The sequence below is a fragment of the Stenotrophomonas sp. SXG-1 genome (assembly GCF_014083965.1).
GTDB classification, from domain to species: domain Bacteria; phylum Pseudomonadota; class Gammaproteobacteria; order Xanthomonadales; family Xanthomonadaceae; genus Stenotrophomonas; species Stenotrophomonas geniculata.
Genome location: NZ_CP046588.1, coordinates 2,547,541 through 2,567,097, shown reverse-complemented (window position 1 = coordinate 2,567,097; position 19,557 = coordinate 2,547,541). Strand labels below are relative to the sequence as shown.

19 protein-coding genes and 2 pseudogenes are annotated in these 19,557 nt (G+C 64.7%); 7 read left to right on the top strand and 14 right to left on the bottom strand.

The genetic code is table 11. The features are described from left to right. Nucleotides 1–57: 57 nt before the first annotated feature. From GOC52_RS11790 to GOC52_RS11770, 5 genes are all read right to left on the bottom strand, one after another. Complete coding sequence (locus GOC52_RS11790; RefSeq protein ID WP_191849500.1) at nt 58–1,290, bottom strand: HAMP domain-containing sensor histidine kinase; 1,233 nt, start codon at nt 1,288–1,290, stop codon at nt 58–60. After that, nucleotides 1,287–1,961 carry a response regulator transcription factor gene (locus GOC52_RS11785; RefSeq protein ID WP_143994300.1) on the bottom strand — a complete coding sequence of 225 codons (675 nt, stop codon included), beginning with the start codon at nt 1,959–1,961 and terminating at the stop codon, nt 1,287–1,289. Before GOC52_RS11785 ends, GOC52_RS11790 begins: the two co-directional genes overlap by 4 nt. Nucleotides 1,962–2,100: 139 nt before the next feature. Beyond that, nucleotides 2,101–2,631, bottom strand: coding sequence for a Cif family virulence factor (locus GOC52_RS11780; protein WP_143994301.1), 531 nt, complete (start codon nt 2,629–2,631; stop codon nt 2,101–2,103). A gap of 35 nt (nt 2,632–2,666) precedes the next feature. Further along, nucleotides 2,667–3,113 (bottom strand): hypothetical protein, encoded by a 447-nt coding sequence (locus GOC52_RS11775; RefSeq protein ID WP_143994302.1) that lies wholly within the window; start codon nt 3,111–3,113, stop codon nt 2,667–2,669. Continuing rightward, the gene (locus GOC52_RS11770; protein WP_049409423.1) at nt 3,106–3,300 is read right to left on the bottom strand and encodes a hypothetical protein; all 195 of its coding nucleotides are present in this window, start codon (nt 3,298–3,300) and stop codon (nt 3,106–3,108) included. The genes GOC52_RS11775 and GOC52_RS11770 overlap by 8 nt, the downstream gene beginning before the upstream one ends. Nucleotides 3,301–3,791: 491 nt before the next feature. Between GOC52_RS11770 and GOC52_RS11765 the strand changes: the two genes are divergently transcribed. Continuing rightward, nucleotides 3,792–4,109: a hypothetical protein gene (locus GOC52_RS11765; protein WP_143994303.1), complete on the top strand. Its 318-nt coding sequence runs from the start codon at nt 3,792–3,794 to the stop codon at nt 4,107–4,109. 49 nt (nt 4,110–4,158) lie between these two features. Here GOC52_RS11765 and GOC52_RS11760 read toward each other — a convergent pair whose 3' ends face one another. From GOC52_RS11760 to GOC52_RS11740, 5 genes are all read right to left on the bottom strand, one after another. Continuing rightward, entirely contained in the window at nt 4,159–4,506 is a 348-nt protein-coding gene (locus GOC52_RS11760; protein ID WP_019337825.1) for an RcnB family protein, read from the bottom strand. A 133-nt stretch (nt 4,507–4,639) separates the two neighbouring features. After that, nucleotides 4,640–6,076: an efflux transporter outer membrane subunit gene (locus tag GOC52_RS11755; RefSeq protein ID WP_191849498.1), complete on the bottom strand. Its 1,437-nt coding sequence runs from the start codon at nt 6,074–6,076 to the stop codon at nt 4,640–4,642. Further along, nucleotides 6,073–6,957, bottom strand: coding sequence for an efflux RND transporter periplasmic adaptor subunit (locus GOC52_RS11750; protein ID WP_029380003.1), 885 nt, complete (start codon nt 6,955–6,957; stop codon nt 6,073–6,075). The genes GOC52_RS11755 and GOC52_RS11750 overlap by 4 nt, the downstream gene beginning before the upstream one ends. Nucleotide 6,958: 1 nt before the next feature. Next, nucleotides 6,959–7,168 carry a DUF1656 domain-containing protein gene (locus GOC52_RS11745; protein WP_019337823.1) on the bottom strand — a complete coding sequence of 70 codons (210 nt, stop codon included), beginning with the start codon at nt 7,166–7,168 and terminating at the stop codon, nt 6,959–6,961. A 4-nt stretch (nt 7,169–7,172) separates the two neighbouring features. Further along, entirely contained in the window at nt 7,173–9,134 is a 1,962-nt protein-coding gene (locus GOC52_RS11740) for an FUSC family protein (RefSeq protein ID WP_238794396.1), read from the bottom strand. A gap of 79 nt (nt 9,135–9,213) precedes the next feature. Between GOC52_RS11740 and GOC52_RS11735 the strand changes: the two genes are divergently transcribed. Continuing rightward, the gene (locus GOC52_RS11735) at nt 9,214–10,008 is read left to right on the top strand and encodes a helix-turn-helix domain-containing protein (RefSeq protein WP_049455109.1); all 795 of its coding nucleotides are present in this window, start codon (nt 9,214–9,216) and stop codon (nt 10,006–10,008) included. A gap of 35 nt (nt 10,009–10,043) precedes the next feature. Here the strand turns inward: GOC52_RS11735 and GOC52_RS20790 are convergent. Beyond that, nucleotides 10,044–10,178, bottom strand: a pseudogene (locus tag GOC52_RS20790) (alpha/beta fold hydrolase); the annotation flags it as partial. 271 nt (nt 10,179–10,449) lie between these two features. Between GOC52_RS20790 and GOC52_RS11730 the strand changes: the two are divergent. Together GOC52_RS11730 and GOC52_RS20785 are read left to right on the top strand one after the other, a co-directional pair. Further along, nucleotides 10,450–15,192, top strand: a complete 4,743-nt coding sequence (locus tag GOC52_RS11730; RefSeq protein ID WP_191849496.1) for an RHS repeat-associated core domain-containing protein — start codon at nt 10,450–10,452, stop codon at nt 15,190–15,192. Between the two features lie 4 nt (nt 15,193–15,196). Beyond that, complete coding sequence (locus GOC52_RS20785) at nt 15,197–15,772, top strand: hypothetical protein (protein ID WP_224328223.1); 576 nt, start codon at nt 15,197–15,199, stop codon at nt 15,770–15,772. A 37-nt stretch (nt 15,773–15,809) separates the two neighbouring features. Here the strand turns inward: GOC52_RS20785 and GOC52_RS20780 are convergent. Further along, nucleotides 15,810–16,071 (bottom strand): annotated as a pseudogene (locus tag GOC52_RS20780) (IS3 family transposase); the annotation flags it as partial. Nucleotides 16,072–16,291: 220 nt separating this feature from the next. On the opposite strand from GOC52_RS20780, the gene GOC52_RS11715 reads away from it, so the two are divergent. Then, nucleotides 16,292–16,627 (top strand): DUF6984 family protein, encoded by a 336-nt coding sequence (locus GOC52_RS11715; protein ID WP_019659896.1) that lies wholly within the window; start codon nt 16,292–16,294, stop codon nt 16,625–16,627. 45 nt (nt 16,628–16,672) lie between these two features. Here GOC52_RS11715 and GOC52_RS11710 read toward each other — a convergent pair whose 3' ends face one another. Then, nucleotides 16,673–17,047: a hypothetical protein gene (locus GOC52_RS11710; protein WP_049480919.1), complete on the bottom strand. Its 375-nt coding sequence runs from the start codon at nt 17,045–17,047 to the stop codon at nt 16,673–16,675. Nucleotides 17,048–17,652: 605 nt separating this feature from the next. Between GOC52_RS11710 and GOC52_RS11705 the strand changes: the two genes are divergently transcribed. Continuing rightward, nucleotides 17,653–17,982 carry a hypothetical protein gene (locus tag GOC52_RS11705; RefSeq protein ID WP_019659894.1) on the top strand — a complete coding sequence of 110 codons (330 nt, stop codon included), beginning with the start codon at nt 17,653–17,655 and terminating at the stop codon, nt 17,980–17,982. On the opposite strand, the gene GOC52_RS11700 is transcribed toward GOC52_RS11705, so the two are convergent. Then, nucleotides 17,976–18,380 carry a hypothetical protein gene (locus tag GOC52_RS11700; protein ID WP_019337817.1) on the bottom strand — a complete coding sequence of 135 codons (405 nt, stop codon included), beginning with the start codon at nt 18,378–18,380 and terminating at the stop codon, nt 17,976–17,978. The genes GOC52_RS11705 and GOC52_RS11700 overlap by 7 nt on opposite strands. Before the next feature lie 194 nt (nt 18,381–18,574). On the opposite strand from GOC52_RS11700, the gene moaA reads away from it, so the two are divergent. After that, nucleotides 18,575–19,555: a GTP 3',8-cyclase MoaA gene (moaA, locus tag GOC52_RS11695; protein ID WP_010485296.1), complete on the top strand. Its 981-nt coding sequence runs from the start codon at nt 18,575–18,577 to the stop codon at nt 19,553–19,555. Nucleotides 19,556–19,557 lie beyond the last annotated feature (2 nt).

Genomic DNA, 19,557 nt, shown 5'->3' with positions numbered 1-19,557 from the left:
CGTTTCCGCCGTGAAGTGAGCAATCCCCAGCATGTGCAGGCGCGCGTCAGGAAACCGTCAGATGGGCCACTCCAGGCTGAACCGGCAGCCCTGCTGCGAGGAACGCACCGTCATCCTCCAACCCAGGTGCTCGACGATGCGCTGCACGATGGACAGCCCCAGTCCCTCACCACTGTGCGGGCTGCCGGGCACGAAGCGCTGGAACTGCTGTGGGTCGATACTGGAGGGCAGGCCGGGTCCGGTGTCGGCGAAGGTGAGTGCGGTGTCGTGGAGGGTGATCCTCACTTCGCCCCTTTCGGTGTACTGGCAGGCGTTGCGCAGCAGGTTCCAGATCACGCTGTGCGCCAGATCTGCGTTGGTGTCCAGCACGGCGTCATGCCGGGCATCAAGCGCAACGATCACCGGCTTGCCGGAAATCCACGGCTGGCAGCGCTCCATGCAGGATTCGATCAGCGGGCGCAGGGCCACCTTGTTGCGCGGCACGGTACTGGGGGCGCGTGAGAGCAGCAGCAGGCAGGTCAGCTGGCGCTGCATCTCCTGGGTGGTGCGCAGGATGCGCTCCGCGCTGGGAACCAGGTGGCTGTCGGCCGGAAGCTGGCAGGCGAGCGTCTCCGCAGCGCCGCCGATGATGGCCAGCGGCGTGCGCAGCTCGTGGCTGGCATCGCCGCTGAAGCACTGTTCGCGATGCAGGAACCGTTCGAGCTCGTCACTGTGTCGGGCGAAGGCGCGGGCGAGTACACCGATCTCATCGCGCGCGTCCTGGTAGGGAAAAGGCTTCTGGCCGTCCTGCACCGCGTCCGCCAATCGCGTGATGGGTGCGATGACGTGCGTCGCTACCTTGCGGCCGATCAGGAAGGCGCCGAGCACGCAGATCGAAATGACCAGTGCCGCAAAGGCGTTGATCAGGTGTTCCAGATAGCCATAGTGCGCCGCATCCTGCAGCAGGTAGTAGCGCTGGTCGCCGTTGTTGAAGACGCTCAGGTGCCACTCGTTGGGCGCCTCTTCGCCGTGATGGCCCGGGCCGTACTGGCGCAGCACGACAGGCGCGTCATGGGCATCGAACAGCTGGGTCCCCGGTGGCAGGGCGGGGCGTTGGCCACGAGCCAGCGCGGCCTGCAGCCTTTCCACTTCACCGTGCTGGGTCCGCGCGACGACAGCAGCCCGGACCTGGTCGTAGTCGACCTGTTCGGCCAGAACGATGAAACCCATGGCACCGGCCATCAACAGCACGAACGAGATCGTGATGCGGGCACGCAAGCTCAGGCGGCGGTAGAGGGAGGCAGGGCTCACGCCTGCATGCGCCAGCCGACGCTGTGCACCGTGGTGATCAGCGCGGCGTCGAAGCTGCGGTCTACCTGCAGGCGCAGCTCATGGATGTGTGTTCGCAGCGCGCCGCTGTCCGGTGGCTCGTCGCCCCAGACCAGGTATTCCATCTCCTGCTTGCGGACCACAGCGGGCGCCGCGCGCACCAGGCACATCAGCAGCTTGTGCGACGTGGGTGTCAGCGCAATGCGGCGGCCTTGCCGCCAGGCCTGCGGCGAGCGCGTGTCCACCTGCAGATCCTTCCACGCCAGCACGCTCTGGACCTGGCGGCCCTGGGCGCGTCGTACCAGGGCCTTGATCCGCGCATCCAGTTCCGTCAGCGAGAACGGTTTGACCAGGTAGTCATCCGCGCCCAGGGCCAGGCCCTGCACGCGGTCTTCGACCGGATCGCGCGCGGTCAGCATCAGGATCGGTACCGGGTTCTGGAACTCCTGGCGCAGCTTCTGGCACAGCGTCATGCCGTCCAACCGCGGCAGCATCAGGTCCAGCAGGATGGCGTCGTAGTCGTGCTGCGTGGCCCGGCGCAGTCCGCTGGCGCCGTCGCGGGCGTCGTCCAGGACGTAGCCCAGCGGTTCAAAGAAGGCATACAGATTGGCAACCAGCTCGGGGTTGTCTTCGATGATCAGCAGGCGGGTCATAGCGTGCGTCCTTGCGCGTGGCCGAACTCTGCCCGATCTCTTGCCGGATGCCAATGCCCTGGCTGAATGGATCGCAATCGGCAATCGGCAATCGGCAATCGGCAATCGGCAATCGGCGCTCAGCGTCCTCAAGCGACGTTCAATCGGCCGGGCTGCGTGAGTCGCGGATCGAATAGATCACCGAAAAGATCTTCCAGCCCTGTTCGGTGCGGATCAGCTGCCACATTTCCTTGCCCCAGTTGGTCTTCACCCCATCGTCGTGGAAGCTGTAGTCGAACGACACCGAGGCCACGTCGCCGTCTGTCTCGATCTTCGTGTTGGAGAACGTCTCCTCCTTCGGCTTCGGCGAGGCCACCGCTCCATCGATCAGCGCGATGAAGTTGTTGGCGGGAATCTGCCGCGCCTTGATCGCATCGGGCTTGGCCTTGCGGATGTCCTGCAGGCGCACGTCCTCGGACACATACTGCCAGCCGATGTCTTCCGGCTTGTCCGAAAAGAACAGGTCCATGTAGGTCGGCTTGTCCTTGTTGATCAGCGAGGTCCGGAAGGATTCGACAACCTGTTCGATCGCTTCGATGTCGGCGGGGGCGTTCTGCGCGGCGTAGGCCGGCAGGCACGCCGCGAGAGAGAGGGCGAGGGCGGCGAAGCGTGCACGCGCGTTGGGCATCATGGGTTCCTGAGAAGAGGGGCGACGGTGCGGGCGCATCACCGTGCGTAGGTTCGCCAGAAGAGCACGCGGTCTTCGGTCCTGTTGATGGCGACGAAGACCGATTTTCCGGATTCAGGTGCGCAGCGAAAGACGCGGTACGACGCGCTGAGCGTCGCGTCGCCAGGCCACCAGTGTCGATTGAACGCAACAGGATCGCGGTCGTTGAATGTGGTTGCCTGGCAATCCGCAGGCAGCTGCAGTGGTATCGCAGGGGGCTTGGTGAAGGCCAGCGCGCTGGTGTTCGAGTCGAGGTCGTGTACCTCGCGCAGGTCGGTCGCCTCGTGGGGTACCCAATCGGGAATCCATCCCTTGTTCACCATGTCGGCGTCAAGCGCCTCGCACAGAGTGTCGAACGAACTGTCCATCACCAGTCCGCAGGCGCCGAGCGCGCTACAGAATGTCACGACGATGGCGCGCCTGGCCATTCCGGCGGGGCTAGTCATCGTCGTCCTCTTCTCCGGAAAGCAGCCTACCCAGTTCTTCCGGTGGCAAGCGCTTGAGCCGCGCTTCCAGTTTCCGATCGTACGGCCGGTCGTTGGGTTCGGTATGGCGCTGCGCCTTGCGCGCGTACTGCTGCATGAACAGGCCGATCTCCTGCGCGATCCTGTCCTTCCGGCGCTTGCCTGCCATCGACGGGCGTCCCTGTGTTCATCCTGAATCATCGGTCGGCGCACGCTAGCACGGATGCCGGGCGCTGCAACAGGACCGCTTGTCGAGGTTTGACGTTGAAGAAGGTCTGCGCGGATGATGCGCGGGCGCGCGGCGCAGGAGGGGATCTGTCAATGAGGACACTGATGGGGGGCTTGCCGGCCTGTTCGTGGCGTACGTTGCCAGTTGCTCGGCGATCTCAGTGTGGCATTCCCACGCGCTTGCCTCGGTCCCGGTCGGGGCGAGCAGGGCCGAGGTACTGCGGGCGCTGGGGCAACCTGACGTGGTGGAGCATGCCGGTGCTCCCTTTACCCGCTATGCCAGCAGTGGATGCGGGGTCGCTGTGCGCAGCGATGGTGGTATGAGAACCGGCTGGGCCTGGATACCCAAGCCTGGTCGGTAGAGCTGGATGCTTCCGATCGCGTGCTCGCAACGTCGAGCTTTACATCACCGTAGAAGACCGCGACGAGCGCATGCGTATCCATCGACCTTTCATCTTCATCGCAAGCTTGGCCCTGATGGCGTTGTGCGGGCTGATGGGCGTAATGGTGCTCATTTATGGCTTCAACGAGCACGGCCTTAGCTGCGGCAGGCTGTGCTCACTGGAGATCTCCATCCGCCTGCTCTTTGGTGATCGGGGATTCGAAATACTGGTTGCGATGGGGCTCGTTGCCGCGGCGCTGATGTTCGGGCATATCGCACTGCGGGAGGGCATGCATGCCGGGCGGCAGCGGAGGCATGTGGGGCGCGGTGGGCGCAAACACCGCCGACCGGAGCGACCCCGGTCGTAGGGTGTCTGCACCGGGGCAAATCGCTCCATGTGGGACGCTGCAGGTCGCTTCAGCGATGCAGGGCGTCGATGATCAGCCCGGTGGCGATCTCCACCAACAGGTACTCGTTGTCGGACTGGCGCACCCAACGCCGGTCGCGGCCCGGCTCGCGCAGGTCATAGCGCGCGTAATCGTCTACCCAGTAGCGGCGGTCCACTTCGGCCCACGGCAGGCGCTCGCCACGTCGCCAGGCCTTCTTCTGCCAGCCCGGCGGCGGCGCATCACGGTTATGCGGGCCGCCCGCATGCGGTGGCGGGCCGTTGCCGCGGGCGTGGTGCGGCGGATCGGCGAAGGCGGGCGCTACGGCGAGTGCTGCGGCCGAGCCCACGGCAATGGCAAGAAGACGTATGGATGTCATCGGGATGCCTCCGTCATGGCCGCGATATGCGGCGCTGTGAGCGCGAATATAGGGCAGGCCGTGTGAATGAATACGGATGTGGACAGGGCTTTCATGAACAGATCGGGTAGCGGCTGCTGCTGCGAAGACGACGTCAGCGGGCCGCACCAATGGCGACGGCCCCTGCAGCCCAACCGCCACCCAGTGACAGGAACACATCCATCTGACGGTCGACCCGCTCCGCGCGGGAGGCCGCCAGTGCGGACTCCGCATCTGCCAGCGCGGCCTGGGCCGAAAGCACGTCGAGAAAATCGATCCTGCCGAAGCGGTAGAGCTGCTGTGCCTGTCCGGCTGCGCGCGCCGCGTCCCTGCGCGCCTGCGCCAGGCTGCGCTCGCGTTCAAGCTCCTGCGTGCAGGCAGAAAGCGCGGTCTCGGTCTGGCGCAGTGCCTGCAGCACGATGCCGTCAAAGGAAGCAAGAGCGGCATCCACATTGGCGCCGGCCGCCGCGATGCGGGCCTTGGCCACGCGGCGGTTGGGCCAGTGCCATGAGAGCAGCGGCCCGACGCTCGCCCCGAAACCGTCGGCCGAAAGCAGCTGCCCTCGCGTGCCTGCTGTGCCCAGGGATGCGCCCAGGGTGACCCGCGGATAAAGTTCCGCGGTCTCTACGCCGATCATCGCCGTGGCCGCGGCAAGGCTCCGCTCGGCGGCACGTATGTCAGGGCGCCGCTGTAGCAGCTGCCAGCCCTCACCGACCGGCAGCGCCTGCTCCAGCTCCGGGGGGCGCGGGCACGCTTCCGCCTCCCTCGGATAGTCTGCCGGCACCCTGCCCATCAATGCGGCCAGTTCGAACAGTGCGGCCTGACGTTCGGCCAGCAGGTGCGGTATCCCCGCCGCGCTGCGGTTGACGGCGGCACCGGCACGGCTGACATCGAAGTCCGTTCCTCGGCCGCCTGCGGCGAGGCGGCGGGTTGCCTCCAGCGTGGCGTGCTGGATCGCCAGCACCTGCCGGGTTGCGGCGAGCGTGTGATTGCGGGTGCACACCTGGAGATAGGCACGGGTGACGGCAGCAGCGACGACCACGCGGACCTGGTCGCGTGCCGCAGCGACGGCCTCGGCGTCCGCGTTGGCGGCTTCGATGCCGCGGCGGATGCCGCCTGCAAGATCCAGTGGATAGGAGAGGTGAAGGCCCAGCGCATACGACTGCGGCGCGGCCGACGCTTGGGCGTAGCCACCTGTATGGGTGAGCGTGCCCGATGCATCCACGTCGGCTTGCACGGCACCGCGCGCGCGGTACTCCAGCACGGTTGCGCTGGCGCGCCGAAGGTTGGCATCGGCGGCGCGCAGGTCGGTATTGGCCGCCAGTGCTTCGCGTACGTAGGCGTCAAGCCGGGGGTCGCCGTACAGGTGCCACCATCGATCTGGTGGCGCGTCCTGGCTGAACGATGCCTCCTGGCCCGAGACGAACGCCCGCGCCACCTGGGGGGAGGCCGCGACCGCATTCGCAGGCAGGTGATAGTCGGGGCCGGAGACGCAGGCCGTCATGGGCAGCAGCAGGGCAAGCAGCCCACCGCGTAGTGTTCGCACGCTCACTTGCAGGCTCCCGGTGCCGAGGGTGTGATGGTCACACTCGCAGTGCGACCCACGATCAGGCGGGTATCCGACGGCGCATCATCGATGCGGATGCGTACCGGGATGCGCTGCGCCAGCCTCACCCAGGTATAAGTTGGCGCCACGGCGGGCAGCAGGTTGTGTGTGCTTGAGCGCTGATCGTCGGCAATGCCGGCGGCGATGGTATCCACGTGTCCGCGGACGTCGTGGTTGTCGCCCATCAGCCGGGCCACGGCGGCATCGCCCTCGGTGATGCAGGCCAGTTTGGTTTCCTCGAAGTAGCCCTCGATACGCAGGCTGCCGGTGTCGATCAGCGCCAGTGCCTGCGCACCGGGTTGCAGGTAGTCGCCCGCGTGCAGGTCGAGGTTGGTGATGATGCCATCGGTGGTTGCGCGCACCTCGGTGCGTTGCACGTTGAGCTGGGCAACGCGCTGTTCGGCCCGTGCCTGCGCCAGCGCGGCCAGCTCGGTATCGACCTTGGCGGCATTGCGTTCGCGGGTTTCCGAAGCGACCAGGTTGCCAAGTGCGTTGTCCCGCGCCGATTCGCGGCGGGCCAGTGCCAGCGTGGCATGCGCGCTCCTGACCGCCGCGTCTGCCTTCTCCAGCGTGGCGGCGAAGCGTGGCTGATCGAGCACCAGCAGCAGCTGGCCGGCACTGACCCGCTGGTTGTCGTGCACCAGCACCTGGGTGACCAGCCCCCCCATGTCCGACGCAACGCGCACCACATCGGCGCGCACCCGCCCATCCCGCGTCCACGGGCGCATTTCGTAACGATTCCAGAGGGAGAGCGCGGCAATGGCGGCAAGCGCACACACGCCCAGCGTTGCGCTCCAGCGCCCGATGACAGCAAGCAGGTCTTTCATTTCATTTCTCGAGCAGGGGCGAGAGCCGGATCATCAGCTCCGCCAGGATCACGAACAGGGACAGGCCCACCAGCGGCCGCGCGGCGAACAGCCGGTACAGACCGAGGCTGGCGAGCAGGCGTGAAGTCAGTATCGACAGCGCCAAGGCGGCAGCGGCCACGGCGAGCAGGCCGGGAATGAGCACGCCATCAATGGAAAGATCAGAGAGCATGCGGTCAGTGCCGATGGGTGAGCGGTGAGGCCAGCAGGTCGCGGCGCAACCCGCTGAGCAGGTGCAGCAGATTCCCTCGATCGGCCTCGGCGATGGCTGTTGCGGCCTCGCGCATGCAGTCCAACAACTTCAGAAGATGGGCATCGACACTGCGTGGCGCGTGGGCGCGAACCCTGAAATGTGCGGCGACGCGTTCGATCAGCGCCGCGTGTAGCGTCCGAACGTGCGGGTTGTCCAGGTACTTGTCCAGTGTGCGCAGTTGGCTGGATGCATGTGCCGCACGAACGTCCGCAAACAATACCCGCAGCTCGTGTACTGCGCTGGAACGGCCCTGCAACCTTGGAGCGAGCAGCCCGATTCGATCCAGCATGCGGCTGAGCCAGGCGCGGGTCACATCACCTCGTCCGGCGGTGTGTCGTGCGATATCCCGACGGATCGAATGCTCCAACCGTGCGCGGTTGCGGCTTGCGTCGGCGGTCTGGAACAGCTGCATGCTGCACAGTGCCACCGTCGTACCCACGAACAGCGCAACGCTGTTGTTGAGTGCGCCGACGATGTTGACCGAATTGGTCGCGCCCAGGCCTGCGATGATCGGGAAGGTCAGTACCACGCCCAGGGCGGCCATGATGAAGGGCGGCCGGGCCAGGAACGATCCGCACAGCAGCAGCACCGGCGCGAGCGCGGCAATCAGGCCGGTGATATCGGACAACGCGGGGAAGATCAGTAGACCGTAGAGCAGGCCGACGGCCACGCCGATGCACGATCCCACCAGGTAGCGCATGACATGCGGTGCCGGCGCTTCGATCGTGCCGAACAGCACGCACGCCGTGCCGATGATGGATACCGCCGTGGCGCCCTCCGACCAGCCGGTGACGATCCACAGAACGCAGCTCAGCAGGATGCCGGCGAACGCGCCCAGCGCGCTGCGCAGGGCAAGCCGATGATCCCGGTGAAGTACCGCACCCTGCACATGTCGCGCAAGGCGGGCAGGCACATGCCGACGCCAGTCGGGACGGGCAGTGTGCAGTTGCGCCTGCAGCACGCGGCAGTCGGCGTGGGCGAGGTCGAGCTCGGTCTGTTGCGCGGCGAGGCCGGCCTGCAGCAGATCGCGCCAGCCCGTTGCATCCATCGCGCCGGCCTGTGGTGAACGCAGCCGGTCGATGGAATCTTCCACCGCGCTGGACAGCATCAGGACGTCCAGCATCCGGTCGTGCAGGGCGCGCAGGATCTGCACCTGCGCCACGCCGTGGGCGCTGTCGTAGGGCAGGTGGATCGACAGCACATGCAGCTCGAGCAGGTCGGCGGCCACTTTCGAGCGGTCCGTCGCCAGTACCGTGTCCGATGCACCGGCGCGCATGTCCCGTGTCCATCGTTCCGCATCATCCAGCACGGCAGCAACCCGTACGTGCACGCGCATCGAGACCCGGCGCGGCAGCACCAGCGCATGTACCAGCGTTGCGGCCAGGATGCCGATGGCGATTTCCTGCACCCGTGTGATGGCAATGGTGAACACGTCTCCCGGCACCATCACCGCAGGAAATCCAATCAGGCTGGTGGTATAGCCGGCCAGCAGGAACGCATAGGCACGTGGCGTGCGGTCGAGCATCGCCAGATACAGGCACAGCGCCATCCACGTGGCGAGTGCGGCACTCAGCACCAGGGGGGCATTGGCGAAACGTGGCACCAGCACGACGGTGGCGACGGCCCCGCCCACGGTACCGAGCAGGCGGAACAGGCCGCGGCTGAGCGTTGCCCCGGAAAGGGGCTGTGACACCAGATAGACCGTGCCGATCACCCAGAACGGGCGATTCAGGCCGACCCTCAGAGAGACATACAGCCCCAGCGACGCGGCGAGCAGGCATTTGAGCGAGAACAGCAGCGCTTCCTGATCGGTCCTGAGGGCAGGGTTCTTCAACCGGGCAAAAGCCTGGCGCATGTAGGGGCGGAACGGGGTGGGGGAGTGCATGCGGCTCATGCTAGTGATCGGCCGCACTGGCGAATTTCGCTACAATGACAATCAATCGCTAAAACCGGCCAATGTGAGAATGGCTCGCATTTCGCTCCCCGGCTTTGACCTGGACCCGGACGAGACCGATCGCCCGGCGGTCGCCAGCCGCCTGCAGGTGGCCGAGCACGACGCGGAGATTCCCGTGCATGAGCACCGCAAGGGTCAGCTCATTCTTGCGCTGCATGGGGCGGTGACCTGCGAAGTGGCCAATGCGTTGTGGATCGTGCCGCCCCAGTGTGGCGTCTGGATTCCGGGTGGCATGCCGCACAGCAACCGCGCCACCGCCAACGCGCGCCTGTGCTACCTGTTCGTCGAGCCCGGCATCGTCGATCTGCCCATGCAATGCGTGACGCTGGCGATCTCCCCGATGCTGCGCGAGATGATCCTGCACCTGGCCGACGCGCCGCTGGACTACCCGCATGGCAGCCACACCGACCGGCTGGCGCGCGTGTTGCTGGACGAGCTGGTACAGATGCCGGCCGAGCACCTGTCGTTGCCGGTCAGCCATCACCCGAAGGTGCGTGCGCTGGCTGCGGCGCTGTCGGCGGATCCGGCAGACCGCAGCACCATCGGCCAGTGGGCCTTGCGCCTGGCCCTGGGCGAGCGCACGTTGACCCGGCTCATCGAACGGGAAACGGGCTTGTCCTTCGGGCGCTGGCGGCAGCAGCTGCACCTGCTCATCGCCATTCGTGAACTCGCCGCGGGTGCACCGGTACAACGCGTTTCCGAGACGCTGGGCTATGAGTCGGTGACGGCCTTCATCACGATGTTCAAGAAGGCGCTTGGCCTTTCCCCGACGCGGTACTTTGCGGCGCGCCTGCGCGGGCAGTAGCGGGGAACAATGGGGGAAGCCGTTGCCCGGAACGGCTACTTCGAGGTGTCGGAGACCGATGGAATCGCGGCCACCACCGCAGCAGGATCCTCGCGCTGGAGGGTGTGGCCGGTTGCCAGGTAGCGGTGCGAGCCGCGCGTGAATCCCGAGAAGAGCAGGGCGCGTGCGGCAGATTGTGCTGGTAGTGATGTGAGCTATGAACACGGACTCCCTGTAGAAGAAGTCATGGGAGCCCGGCGTAGGCCGCTGAATGGCCACGGATGCTTGAATCTGTGACCGGTTACGCGGCTCCACACTTGAACGTGCAAGCGTCTTCAACGATAAAGGCGGCATGTGGCACTGCCGCATACCGGACCAGGGACGATCCGAAGCATGACGCGGGGAACACCTTCGCGTTCTCGTTCCCGCCGGCGCTGTGTTCGTCCAGGAAGGAGAACAGGGATGTTGGAACGACTGAAGACCATTTCGTGTGCCGTGCTGGCGATTGTTGCCGTTGGCTGCATTGCGCCGGCTGTTGTACAGGCGCAGGAAAGCAAGATCACCTGGCGTATTTCCCAGCCCGGCGGCGACGCGACCCAGTACAAAACCCAGCAGGCGGCGGTGGCCGGCATCAAGAATCTGCCGGCGCCCAGCCCCTTCCCGCCGGAGTTCCAGTTCGGCTGGCAGTACGTCGACAAGATCAAGTCGAAAGTCGTGGACTTGAACGGAAACACGTCGATTACCTACTGGATGGGAAAGACGCAGCCCTCCGACCCTGACTGGACTTACTACGGCGCGGGTGATGGTGGCTTCTTGTCCGAAGAGGAAGTGCTGGAAGCGCTCATTGCAGACTTGCAGGACATCAATCCCCAGTGTCCTGGGGAAACTGCTGTGCCGGAAGGAGAATGGGGCCCAACTGCTCCAGGGATGGACGGAATTTCGGAGATCAGGGAGTACCGGGTCACCGGCATGCTGGGCAGCAATTCGGCGGAGTCTCCGTGCGTGCCCTTCGACGCAGGAACGACAGGGCTTGCTCGCATGCGACGCTTGAACTGCCCGATCCCCTTCACGCAGTGGTCCAACAAGCACAACGCCTGCGTCAGCGAAGAATTCGTTGCAACTATCACCTCGAAGTCGCAGAAGTGCGACAAGGACGGCGGCAACGGTAGCTGCCCCATGTCCCGCAACGATACAGCTGCGAACATGAGTCCGTTGCCCGACCAGGACCCGGCCTCCAACGGCGGTACCTGCGACGGCAATGTCGGCAATCCGTGTGACGTCAAAACCGGCGAGAAATACGAAATCGCGCAGGACTTCGATCTGGGCTGGATCGCGCTGACGCGGTTCTATCACTCTGGCATCTCCACGTCCTCCGGCGGCTTCGGCTATGGCTGGACCCATTCGCTGGGCGCCCACCTGGCACTGGACGGCGTTGACAGTGTGGGCATCATTGAAAGCACCGGTTTCCAGCGCGCATTCAAGAAGATCGGCCAAGCCTATGAGGCGGACGACGACAGTGGTGACCGTCTGGTCCAGAACGGCAACTGGACACTGTACTCGGCGGGCTCCATCTCGACCTTCGGTGCGGACGGGCGTCTTGCCGCCAAGCGCTTCCCGGATGGCACGTCGCTGACCTACATCTACGACGACAGCGACCGCCTTGCGGCGGTCACCCACAGCAGTGGCCGCACACTGGAGTTCGTTTACCAGTCCAACGACTATGAGGCGCTGATCAGTTCGGTGCTGGTCGAAGGCATTGCGCTCGCCACCTATACCTACACGCCGCAGAACCAGGTCGCCACGGTGACCTATGCGGGTGGTGGTGTGCGGACGTATCACTACGAGAACCAGGACTTCCCCCAGCACCTGACCGGCATCACCGCCGAGGACGGTCGCCGCTACAGCACCTTTACCTATGATTCCATAGGTCGTGTGATCTCCAGTCAGCATGCCGGCGGTGCCGATGGCGTGACACTGGCCTACAGCCCCAATGGTGGTGCGGTGGTGACCGACGCGCTGGGGCGGCAGACCGACTACACCCTGACACCCGGCGGCGACACCGCGCCGTCGCGCAAGGTGACCGGCCTGACGGATTCGCAGGGAACCGTCAGCCGGACCTACTACGACCAGAGTGTCGACTTCCGCCGGCGTCTGGATACCTACACCGATCGCCGCGGCATCCAGACCAAGCACATCTATGCGCAGGGCACCGACCCGGTGAGTGGTCGTGCCGTCAGCATCCATACCGTGACCGAAGCGTTCGGCCTGCCCGAGCAGCGGGTGGTGACCACTGCGCGCGACGTCGAAACCAATGCGGTACTGACCACCCGGATCGGTAGCCGCGAAACCCGCACGGCCTTCAATTCCCGACGCCAGCCGACGGCCAACACCGTGACCGACACCGCTTCCGGTCAGACGCGCATCACCAACTACACGTACTGCGAAGCCGCTGATGTGGCAGCGGCAGGCAGCTGCCCGGTGGAGGGGCTGCTGAAGAGTGTGGATGGCCCGCGCACGGATGTGGCCGATGCCGTTACCTATGCCTATTACTCGGCGGATGATGCAGGGTGCGCGACGGGAGGTGCCTGCACCTATCGCAAGGGCGACCTGCGCAGCGTGACCAATGCGCTGGGCCAGACGGTCGAGACTCTGGCCTACGACGCTTTCGGGCGGCCGTTGTCGGTCAAGGATGCCAACGGCGTGGTCACCGACTACACCTACCATGCTCGCGGCTGGCCAACCTCGGTCACCGTACGTGGCGCGACCACTGCCGAGAATCGGGTCACCCAGATCAGCTACTGGCCGACCGGCCAGGTGCAACAGATCACCGAGCCCGACGGCAGCAGCGTTTCCTATGTCTACGATGCGGCGCTGCGCTTGACCGATATCGAGGACAACGCGGGCAACACGATTCACTACACGCTGGACAATGCCGGCAATCGCCTCAAGGAAGACACGCTCGATGCAGGCGGTACCCTGCGCCGTACCCTCGCACGGACGTTCAACACACTCGGCCAGCTGACCGCACTGAAGGACGCAGGCAACCACGCTACCGGCTTTGCCTACGATGCTAACGGCAACCCGCAGACCGTGACCGACGCCCTGCAGCGCGTGACCAGCCAGCAGTACGACCCGCTGAACCGCCTGGCCCAGACCTTGCAGGACGTGGGTGGCGTGGCCGCCGAGATCCGCAGCCAGTACAACGCGCTGGACCAGGTCACCCAGGTCACTGACCCGAAGGGCCTGCATACCACCTACGCCTACAACGGATTCGGTGACCTGACCGGGCAGGTCAGCCCGGACAGTGGCGCCAGCAGCTTCACCGTGGACGCCGCCGGCAACCGCAAGACGGCCACCGATGCACGCGGCATCACTGCCACCTATCACTACGATGCACTCAACCGCCTGATCGGCATCGCCTACCCGGACCCCAATCTGGACGTGGGCTACAGCTATGACGTGGCGCCGGCCGCCTGTGCCGCCGACGAGCGCTTTGCCAAGGGCCGCCTGGGGCAGGTGCTGCACGCCAATGGCAGCACCCAGTACTGCCATGACCGCTTCGGCCAGGTCACCCGCAAGGTGCAGACCGTCAATGGTGTGGCCAGCACCCTGCGCTATGCCTACAGCAAGACGGGTCGCTTGACCGCGTTGACCTACCCCGACGGCAGCGTGGCCGACTACGTGCGCGATACCCAGGGCCGCATCAGCCAGATCGGCCTGACCCGCCCCGGCCAGGCGCGCCAGATCGTGGTGAACAACGTGACCTATGCGGCCTTCGGCCCGGCGACCGGCTGGACCTATGGCAATGGCCGCCAGCTGCAGCGTCCGCTGGACCTGGACTATCGCCCGCAAGCGGTGCATGACCCGGCTGCAGGCGGCCTGTCGCTGGGCTATGGCTATGATCCGGTCGGCTCGATCACTGAGCTGAAGAATGGCGCAGGCTCGACGGTGCTGGCCAAGTACGCCTACGACACGCTGGGCCGACTGACCCAGACCCAGGACGGCGCGACCGGCACGCCGATTGAAACCTATGCCTATGACGCCACCGGCAATCGCACTGCGCTGACCACCTCAGCAGGCACCGCCAGCTACACCTATCCCGCAACCAGCCACCGGCTGACCGCCGTGGATGGCGAGGCGCGCAACCATGACGCGGTGGGCAACACCACCAGCATCGGCGGCAAGACGTTCACCTACAACGATGCCAACCGCATGAACGCCGTGAAGCAGGGCGATGCCGTGCTGGAAAGTTATGCCTACAACCACCGCGGCGAGCGCGTGCTGCGCACCCCAGCCGGTGGTGCGGCTCAGATCACCCTGTACGACGAGGCCGGGCAGTGGCTCGGTAACTACTCGGCCACGGGCCAGGCGCAGCAGCAGGCCATCTGGCTGGACAACTATCCGGTGGCGCTGATCAACACGCCGGCTACCGGCGTGCCGGAGCTGGCCTACGTGCAGCCGGATCATCTGGGCACGCCGCGCGTGGTGATCGACCCGGTGCGGAATGTCTCGATATGGGAGTGGAGCAACAAGAGCGAGGTGTTCGGCAACCAGATTCCGAGTCTTGATCCGGATGGCGATGGTGTGGCGTTCGAGTTGGCGCTGCGCTTCGCCGGGCAGCAGGCGACGGATGCGAGTGGGCTGTTCTACAACTATCGGAGGGAATACGACCCGGCAGTGGGGCGGTATACCCAGAGCGATCCGATTGGGTTGATGGGTGGACTGAACTCGTTCGCGTATGGAAGCGGAGATCCCACTGGCCGTGTCGATTCGCTAGGCTTGGCCGATAAAAAATACATACCTCAGGCCGTACCTGTTTCACCGGAGTTGCAGGCGGTCGGAAATCGGCTCCAGAGGCTGGCAAACCAAGCAGCGTCCACCATTGACGCCACCTGTGGATGGCGTTGCTCACTGCCTTGGATACGCGGAACGCTCATCCATAGTGAGTTCAAGCGCCTGGTGGATACCACATGCCCGACGTCTCAGTATGCGACTGAGGTGAGCTACGCTGGCCGTAGGGTTGTTAGGTATGGGTACCCGGGGTCCTCACGGGCGGACGCTGTGTACGGCCCAGTTGATGCGCCTCAAGCCATCTTCGATCTGAAGACTGGTTGGGCTTACATCTCCTGGGATCAGTACAATAAGTACGTCAAGAATCTCCCCGAGGGAACTCTCGTGGTGGAACTTAAGCCTGAAGGCCGTTGATAAGATGAACAAGCGATACATTTGCAGCCTTCTGCGGAAAAGGTCCGGCCTGATCGGCGGGTCAAGCGGATATTTTTTCCGAAGTGACTATGACTATGTGGCACAAGGAATTGTTCTGGAGTTCGTCCCAAGGGGGCTCTATGTATGGAATTTTGTATTTCCATTGTTTGACTCATTTGGGCCGCATCTTTCCTACAGCAGCCGAATCGCGGATCGGCCGTTTATCGGAAGGGATCAAATGGCAGACGATGATGTGGTTGAGAGCATTCTTTCATCGATCGAGCTGCGAAACGTTATTGAAGCGAAGTCTTCAATGACCTTGATGGAATTTGCATCATTTCTTGAGACGCGGGGCTTGAGAGGTGCTCACGCTCATATCAATCATGCAACTGCATTGGCGCTATTGGGGAAGACGGATCTAGCGCTGAAGTTGCTGAAGGAACTAGTCCCGGCGTTGGATGATCATGATCTGAAACTTTGCGATTCTCTAATAGTGGCCCTGAATCTTGGAGTTGAGGCGGTCAAATCGATGCTGGACGTGGTGAAGGAGAAGAATGTTAAGAAGCTGGGCGGCGCCTGATCCAAAGGTTAATCGTCCAGTGTTTCCCGGGTAGCCATCAGCCGCCAAGTGCCTGCTGCGTCTCGAACTTTATCGGGGCGGCTCGTCGCTGGAGCGGTGGCGCTGTCTTGGGTTCTAGAACATCTCGATGTGCAGGGCGACGTTTGCGCGTGTCTCGTCGTGATTGCTTTAGATCCTCTGCTTTGTATGTTCCCGCTACTGTCGCTGGAAGAAGTTCTCCATCGATGCGTTGTCATGGCTGTTTCCTATCCGGCTCATGCTGCACAGGATGTCTGCTCGCGCAGAACGCTCTGCCAGTTTTACTGGGTGAAGAGCGAATTGAGTTCGCCAGGGTTGACGATAACGAGCCGGGACTTGCTGATCTTCTTGATCGTTGGAAAGCGGTCGGCTATCCGCTGTCCGGCCTGAAGTGTTTCCGTATCGAGACCCGCTCGACCGGAAGCGTCATTCTCATCTACGCCAAGACATGGCGGATCGAGCATCTGCTGATGGCGGGCGCGGTGCTCTGAAGGACATCCCGTGCCCAGATTCCTCACCCCCGACGAGGTCTCCCTCATCCACAGGCTGCTGCCTGGGGCGACCGAGCTGTCCGAACGGTTGTTGAAGGATCTGGCGCTAGCCCAGGTGGAGGACGTGGAGGTCGTCGGATTTGGGGGTGTAGTGTTCCTGTCCAGCACGACCCAGGTCTTCGGAAGTGACATTGCCACGGCGATGCTTGCCGATGCCGACGGCGTGCCGGTGAGAGTCACCCTGTGCCTGGACAATCACGATCAGCTCTTCGAGCTGGAGCTGTGCAAAGTGGACTTCTCACCGATCATCGGGGTCGATCTGAGGAGCGCTTTCAGCGAGCACTGACACCTGCTGAAAGCGGTCCTCGCCGAAGGGCGTGGCGCATCGCGTTCACCCTTCGGGCTGCAACCGCCCCACCGCCTGCGCGCACAACGACTGGCAGGCCATGACCAACCCCTCCATCACCCGGTCGCCCACGTACTCTTCCGGTTCGCCATTCTGCCGGGTGCGTTCGGCCGCCAGCAGCATTTCCAGCACTACCCGCAACCCGTTCAACGCACAATCGGCATCGGCCAGGGCCAGGCAGCGCCCGGGCAGCTGATGCCGCTCCGGCCAGGGTTGTCCGTCGGCCGCCGCACCGGAGCCGATGCGGTGGAGATTGGCAATGAAGGTGTTCCTGTCCACTGTTGGCTTAGCCTGTGGCGAACCGTCGCCGCCGGCGGCGCTGCGGTAGGCGTGCAGATGGGGGAAGTCCGATTCGTTCATGGCAAGGCTCCGTGCAGGGCAATCGGTAGCCGCCACCCATAAAAGTGGCGGGCGGTACGTGGTTCGAACACCGGGTTGATGTCAGTCCGGCGGGCCCGAAGGCCCCCACGCACCGCCCGCCATAGCCGGCAGACGGATTGCCAGCCGGCGCCACGCTGAGGTGGCGCCGGCTGGCAAGCGCATACATCAACATCAACTCGGGTGTTCGAAGCCCGGCCACCGTTTTCCGGTGGCACGCCATCTGAGCCCCTGGCGCTGTGCAATGCCAATCAGAAGAGTTGCAAAGATCACTCGATTGGAGACGCTTTCGGCATTCTCCCACGCTGTTAAGCACTGCCAGCACAGGCTGGCGCGGTGATCCGCCCGCACCGTGCAATCTGCGACAGGTGTCGAGGTTGGGAGGAGGAAGGGGGCGGGTGGGGAGGGGCGATGGCGACAGGGATAACAGGACCGGTAGCGCCGGGCCACGCCCGGCGAGCCGACGGCGCATGAACATGGAGGATTCCGCCGGGCATGGCCCGGCGCTACCGATTCCGTTGTTCCTTGACGTTCCCAGCCACCAAGCGCAGGCTTGTTCAGCACGTTTCCTAAACAGAAGGAGACTTATGACCGCGACCGCTTCGCTGCACCCAACCCCCGACACTCAGGGCCGTTCCCGCCTTTGGAGTGTGTTCTGGCTGCAGGGCGTCATTCCCAGCAATATTCTGTGGGCGGTGGCCCTCTGGGCCCTGGCCAACCAGCGCACCCCGCTGCTGCTGGGGGTATTTGCCGTGCTGCTGCTCTATACCGGCTGGATCATCCCGGCGGTGTGGCGGGCGGCGCCCACCGCGCACAACCCCAACCTGGGCGTGGCGGCGCGCGGGCTGACCGTGGCCTGGGGGCTGAACACTGTGCTGGTGATCTTCTTTCTGACCCTGCAGCTGGTGGCTCAATAGAACTGAACAGGCTCGCCGCCCCGGTCGAAGGCGGCGAAGCGGCCGATCTGACCGTCGTGGATGGCGTTGACCATCAGCTTCAGCGGGCGCGCGGCTTCGTCGCTGTTGGGTGCGAAACCACCTCTGCCATCCAGTGCCGCCACGAACACCAGGTCCCAGTCGATGCCGGTGGTGGTCGACTCGGCCGCCAGCGCCTGGAAGCTGGGCACCTCGTCCGGCAGCTTGTCCACGCACAGCACCGGCGACAGGGTGCCGCCCTCGCGGCGGTCATGCCGGTCGCGCTGGTCACCGGTGGGCGATTCGGGCAGCTCGGCGCGCACGAATACGAACAGCAAGCGTTGCGGTTCAGCCTGCTGGCCGGCGGCATGCAGCAGTTGCTGGAAATCGTTCATCATCATGAGGGTTGTCACACGCCCGCTGCACGGAAAGCCGCATGCTGCCATAACGCCTGCCGCGCGGGGCCGAAGACGATTGATTTAAGTCATGCCCATGGAACTGAAGGCCGCGTACTCTGGCAATCGTTCCAGCAGGCGAGGGTATCCGGGCCGTTCCGGGCACAGGCAAGACGGTGGAGCAACAAGGTGGACCAGCCATGAGCCAACTCACCGACGGTTTCGGACGCAGCTTTCCGTACCTGCGCCTGTCGTTGACCGAAGCCTGCAACTTCCGTTGCAGCTACTGCCTGCCCAACGGTTACCAGGCCGATGGCCGCCCGCGCTTCCTGCAGGTGGATGAAATCGCGCGTCTGGTGCGTGCGTTTGCCGCGCTGGGCATGAGCAAGATCCGCCTGACGGGTGGCGAGCCCAGCCTGCGCAAGGACCTGGATGAGATCATCGCCACCGTGGCGGCGGTGCCGGGCATCCGCAAGGTGGCCATCACCACCAACGGCACGCTGCTGCCGCGGCGCCTGCCGGGGTGGCACCGGGCCGGCCTGACCGCGCTGAACGTGAGCATGGACAGCCTGCAGCGCGAACGCTTCAGGACCATCACCGGGCATGACCGCCTGCCGGAGATCGAACAGGGCCTGGCCTTGGCGCAGGCGCTGGGCCTGCCGGCGATCAAGCTCAACGCGGTGCTGCTGCGTGGCCTGAACGACGACGAGCTGCCGCAGTGGATGGACTACCTGCGCGATCGTCCCTTCAGCGTGCGCTTCATCGAACTGATGCGCACCGGCGACAACGAAGCCTATTTCCAGCGCCACCACCTGCGCGCCGACGTGGTGATCGAGCAGCTGCTGGCGGCTGGCTGGCACGAACGGCCGCGCGCCGCCGATGCCGGTCCGGCGCGCGAGTTCGGCCACCCTGACCATCGCGGCAGCATCGGCATCATCGCCCCGTATTCGCGCGACTTCTGCAAGGGCTGCAACCGCCTGCGGGTGACCGCCAAGGGCGACCTGCGGCTGTGCCTGTTCGGCGAGTTCGGCGTGCCGCTGCGCCCGCTGCTGCAGAGCGACGATGACCATGACGCGCTGCTGGCACGCATCACCACACAGCTTGGCCTGAAAGCGGCCGGGCATGGACTGCACCAGGGCCAGACCGGGCTGACCCCGCACCTGGCCTCCATCGGAGGATGAGC

What these genes read in the sequence shown, in the direction of transcription:
- GOC52_RS11785 (WP_143994300.1), bottom strand. Translation starts at nt 1,961, where the DNA reads ATGACCCGCCTGCTGATCATCGAAGACAACCCCGAGCTGGTTGCCAAT.
- GOC52_RS11780 (WP_143994301.1), bottom strand. Translation starts at nt 2,631, where the DNA reads ATGATGCCCAACGCGCGTGCACGCTTCGCCGCCCTCGCCCTCTCTCTC.
- GOC52_RS11775 (WP_143994302.1), bottom strand. Translation starts at nt 3,113, where the DNA reads ATGACTAGCCCCGCCGGAATGGCCAGGCGCGCCATCGTCGTGACATTC.
- GOC52_RS11770 (WP_049409423.1), bottom strand. Translation starts at nt 3,300, where the DNA reads ATGGCAGGCAAGCGCCGGAAGGACAGGATCGCGCAGGAGATCGGCCTG.
- GOC52_RS11765 (WP_143994303.1), top strand. Translation starts at nt 3,792, where the DNA reads ATGCGTATCCATCGACCTTTCATCTTCATCGCAAGCTTGGCCCTGATG.
- GOC52_RS11760 (WP_019337825.1), bottom strand. Translation starts at nt 4,506, where the DNA reads ATGACATCCATACGTCTTCTTGCCATTGCCGTGGGCTCGGCCGCAGCA.
- GOC52_RS11750 (WP_029380003.1), bottom strand. Translation starts at nt 6,957, where the DNA reads ATGAAAGACCTGCTTGCTGTCATCGGGCGCTGGAGCGCAACGCTGGGC.
- GOC52_RS11745 (WP_019337823.1), bottom strand. Translation starts at nt 7,168, where the DNA reads ATGCTCTCTGATCTTTCCATTGATGGCGTGCTCATTCCCGGCCTGCTC.
- GOC52_RS11740 (WP_238794396.1), bottom strand. Translation starts at nt 9,134, where the DNA reads ATGCACTCCCCCACCCCGTTCCGCCCCTACATGCGCCAGGCTTTTGCC.
- GOC52_RS11735 (WP_049455109.1), top strand. Translation starts at nt 9,214, where the DNA reads ATGGCTCGCATTTCGCTCCCCGGCTTTGACCTGGACCCGGACGAGACC.
- GOC52_RS11730 (WP_191849496.1), top strand. Translation starts at nt 10,450, where the DNA reads ATGTTGGAACGACTGAAGACCATTTCGTGTGCCGTGCTGGCGATTGTT.
- GOC52_RS20785 (WP_224328223.1), top strand. Translation starts at nt 15,197, where the DNA reads ATGAACAAGCGATACATTTGCAGCCTTCTGCGGAAAAGGTCCGGCCTG.
- GOC52_RS11710 (WP_049480919.1), bottom strand. Translation starts at nt 17,047, where the DNA reads ATGAACGAATCGGACTTCCCCCATCTGCACGCCTACCGCAGCGCCGCC.
- GOC52_RS11705 (WP_019659894.1), top strand. Translation starts at nt 17,653, where the DNA reads ATGACCGCGACCGCTTCGCTGCACCCAACCCCCGACACTCAGGGCCGT.
- GOC52_RS11700 (WP_019337817.1), bottom strand. Translation starts at nt 18,380, where the DNA reads ATGATGATGAACGATTTCCAGCAACTGCTGCATGCCGCCGGCCAGCAG.
- moaA (WP_010485296.1), top strand. Translation starts at nt 18,575, where the DNA reads ATGAGCCAACTCACCGACGGTTTCGGACGCAGCTTTCCGTACCTGCGC.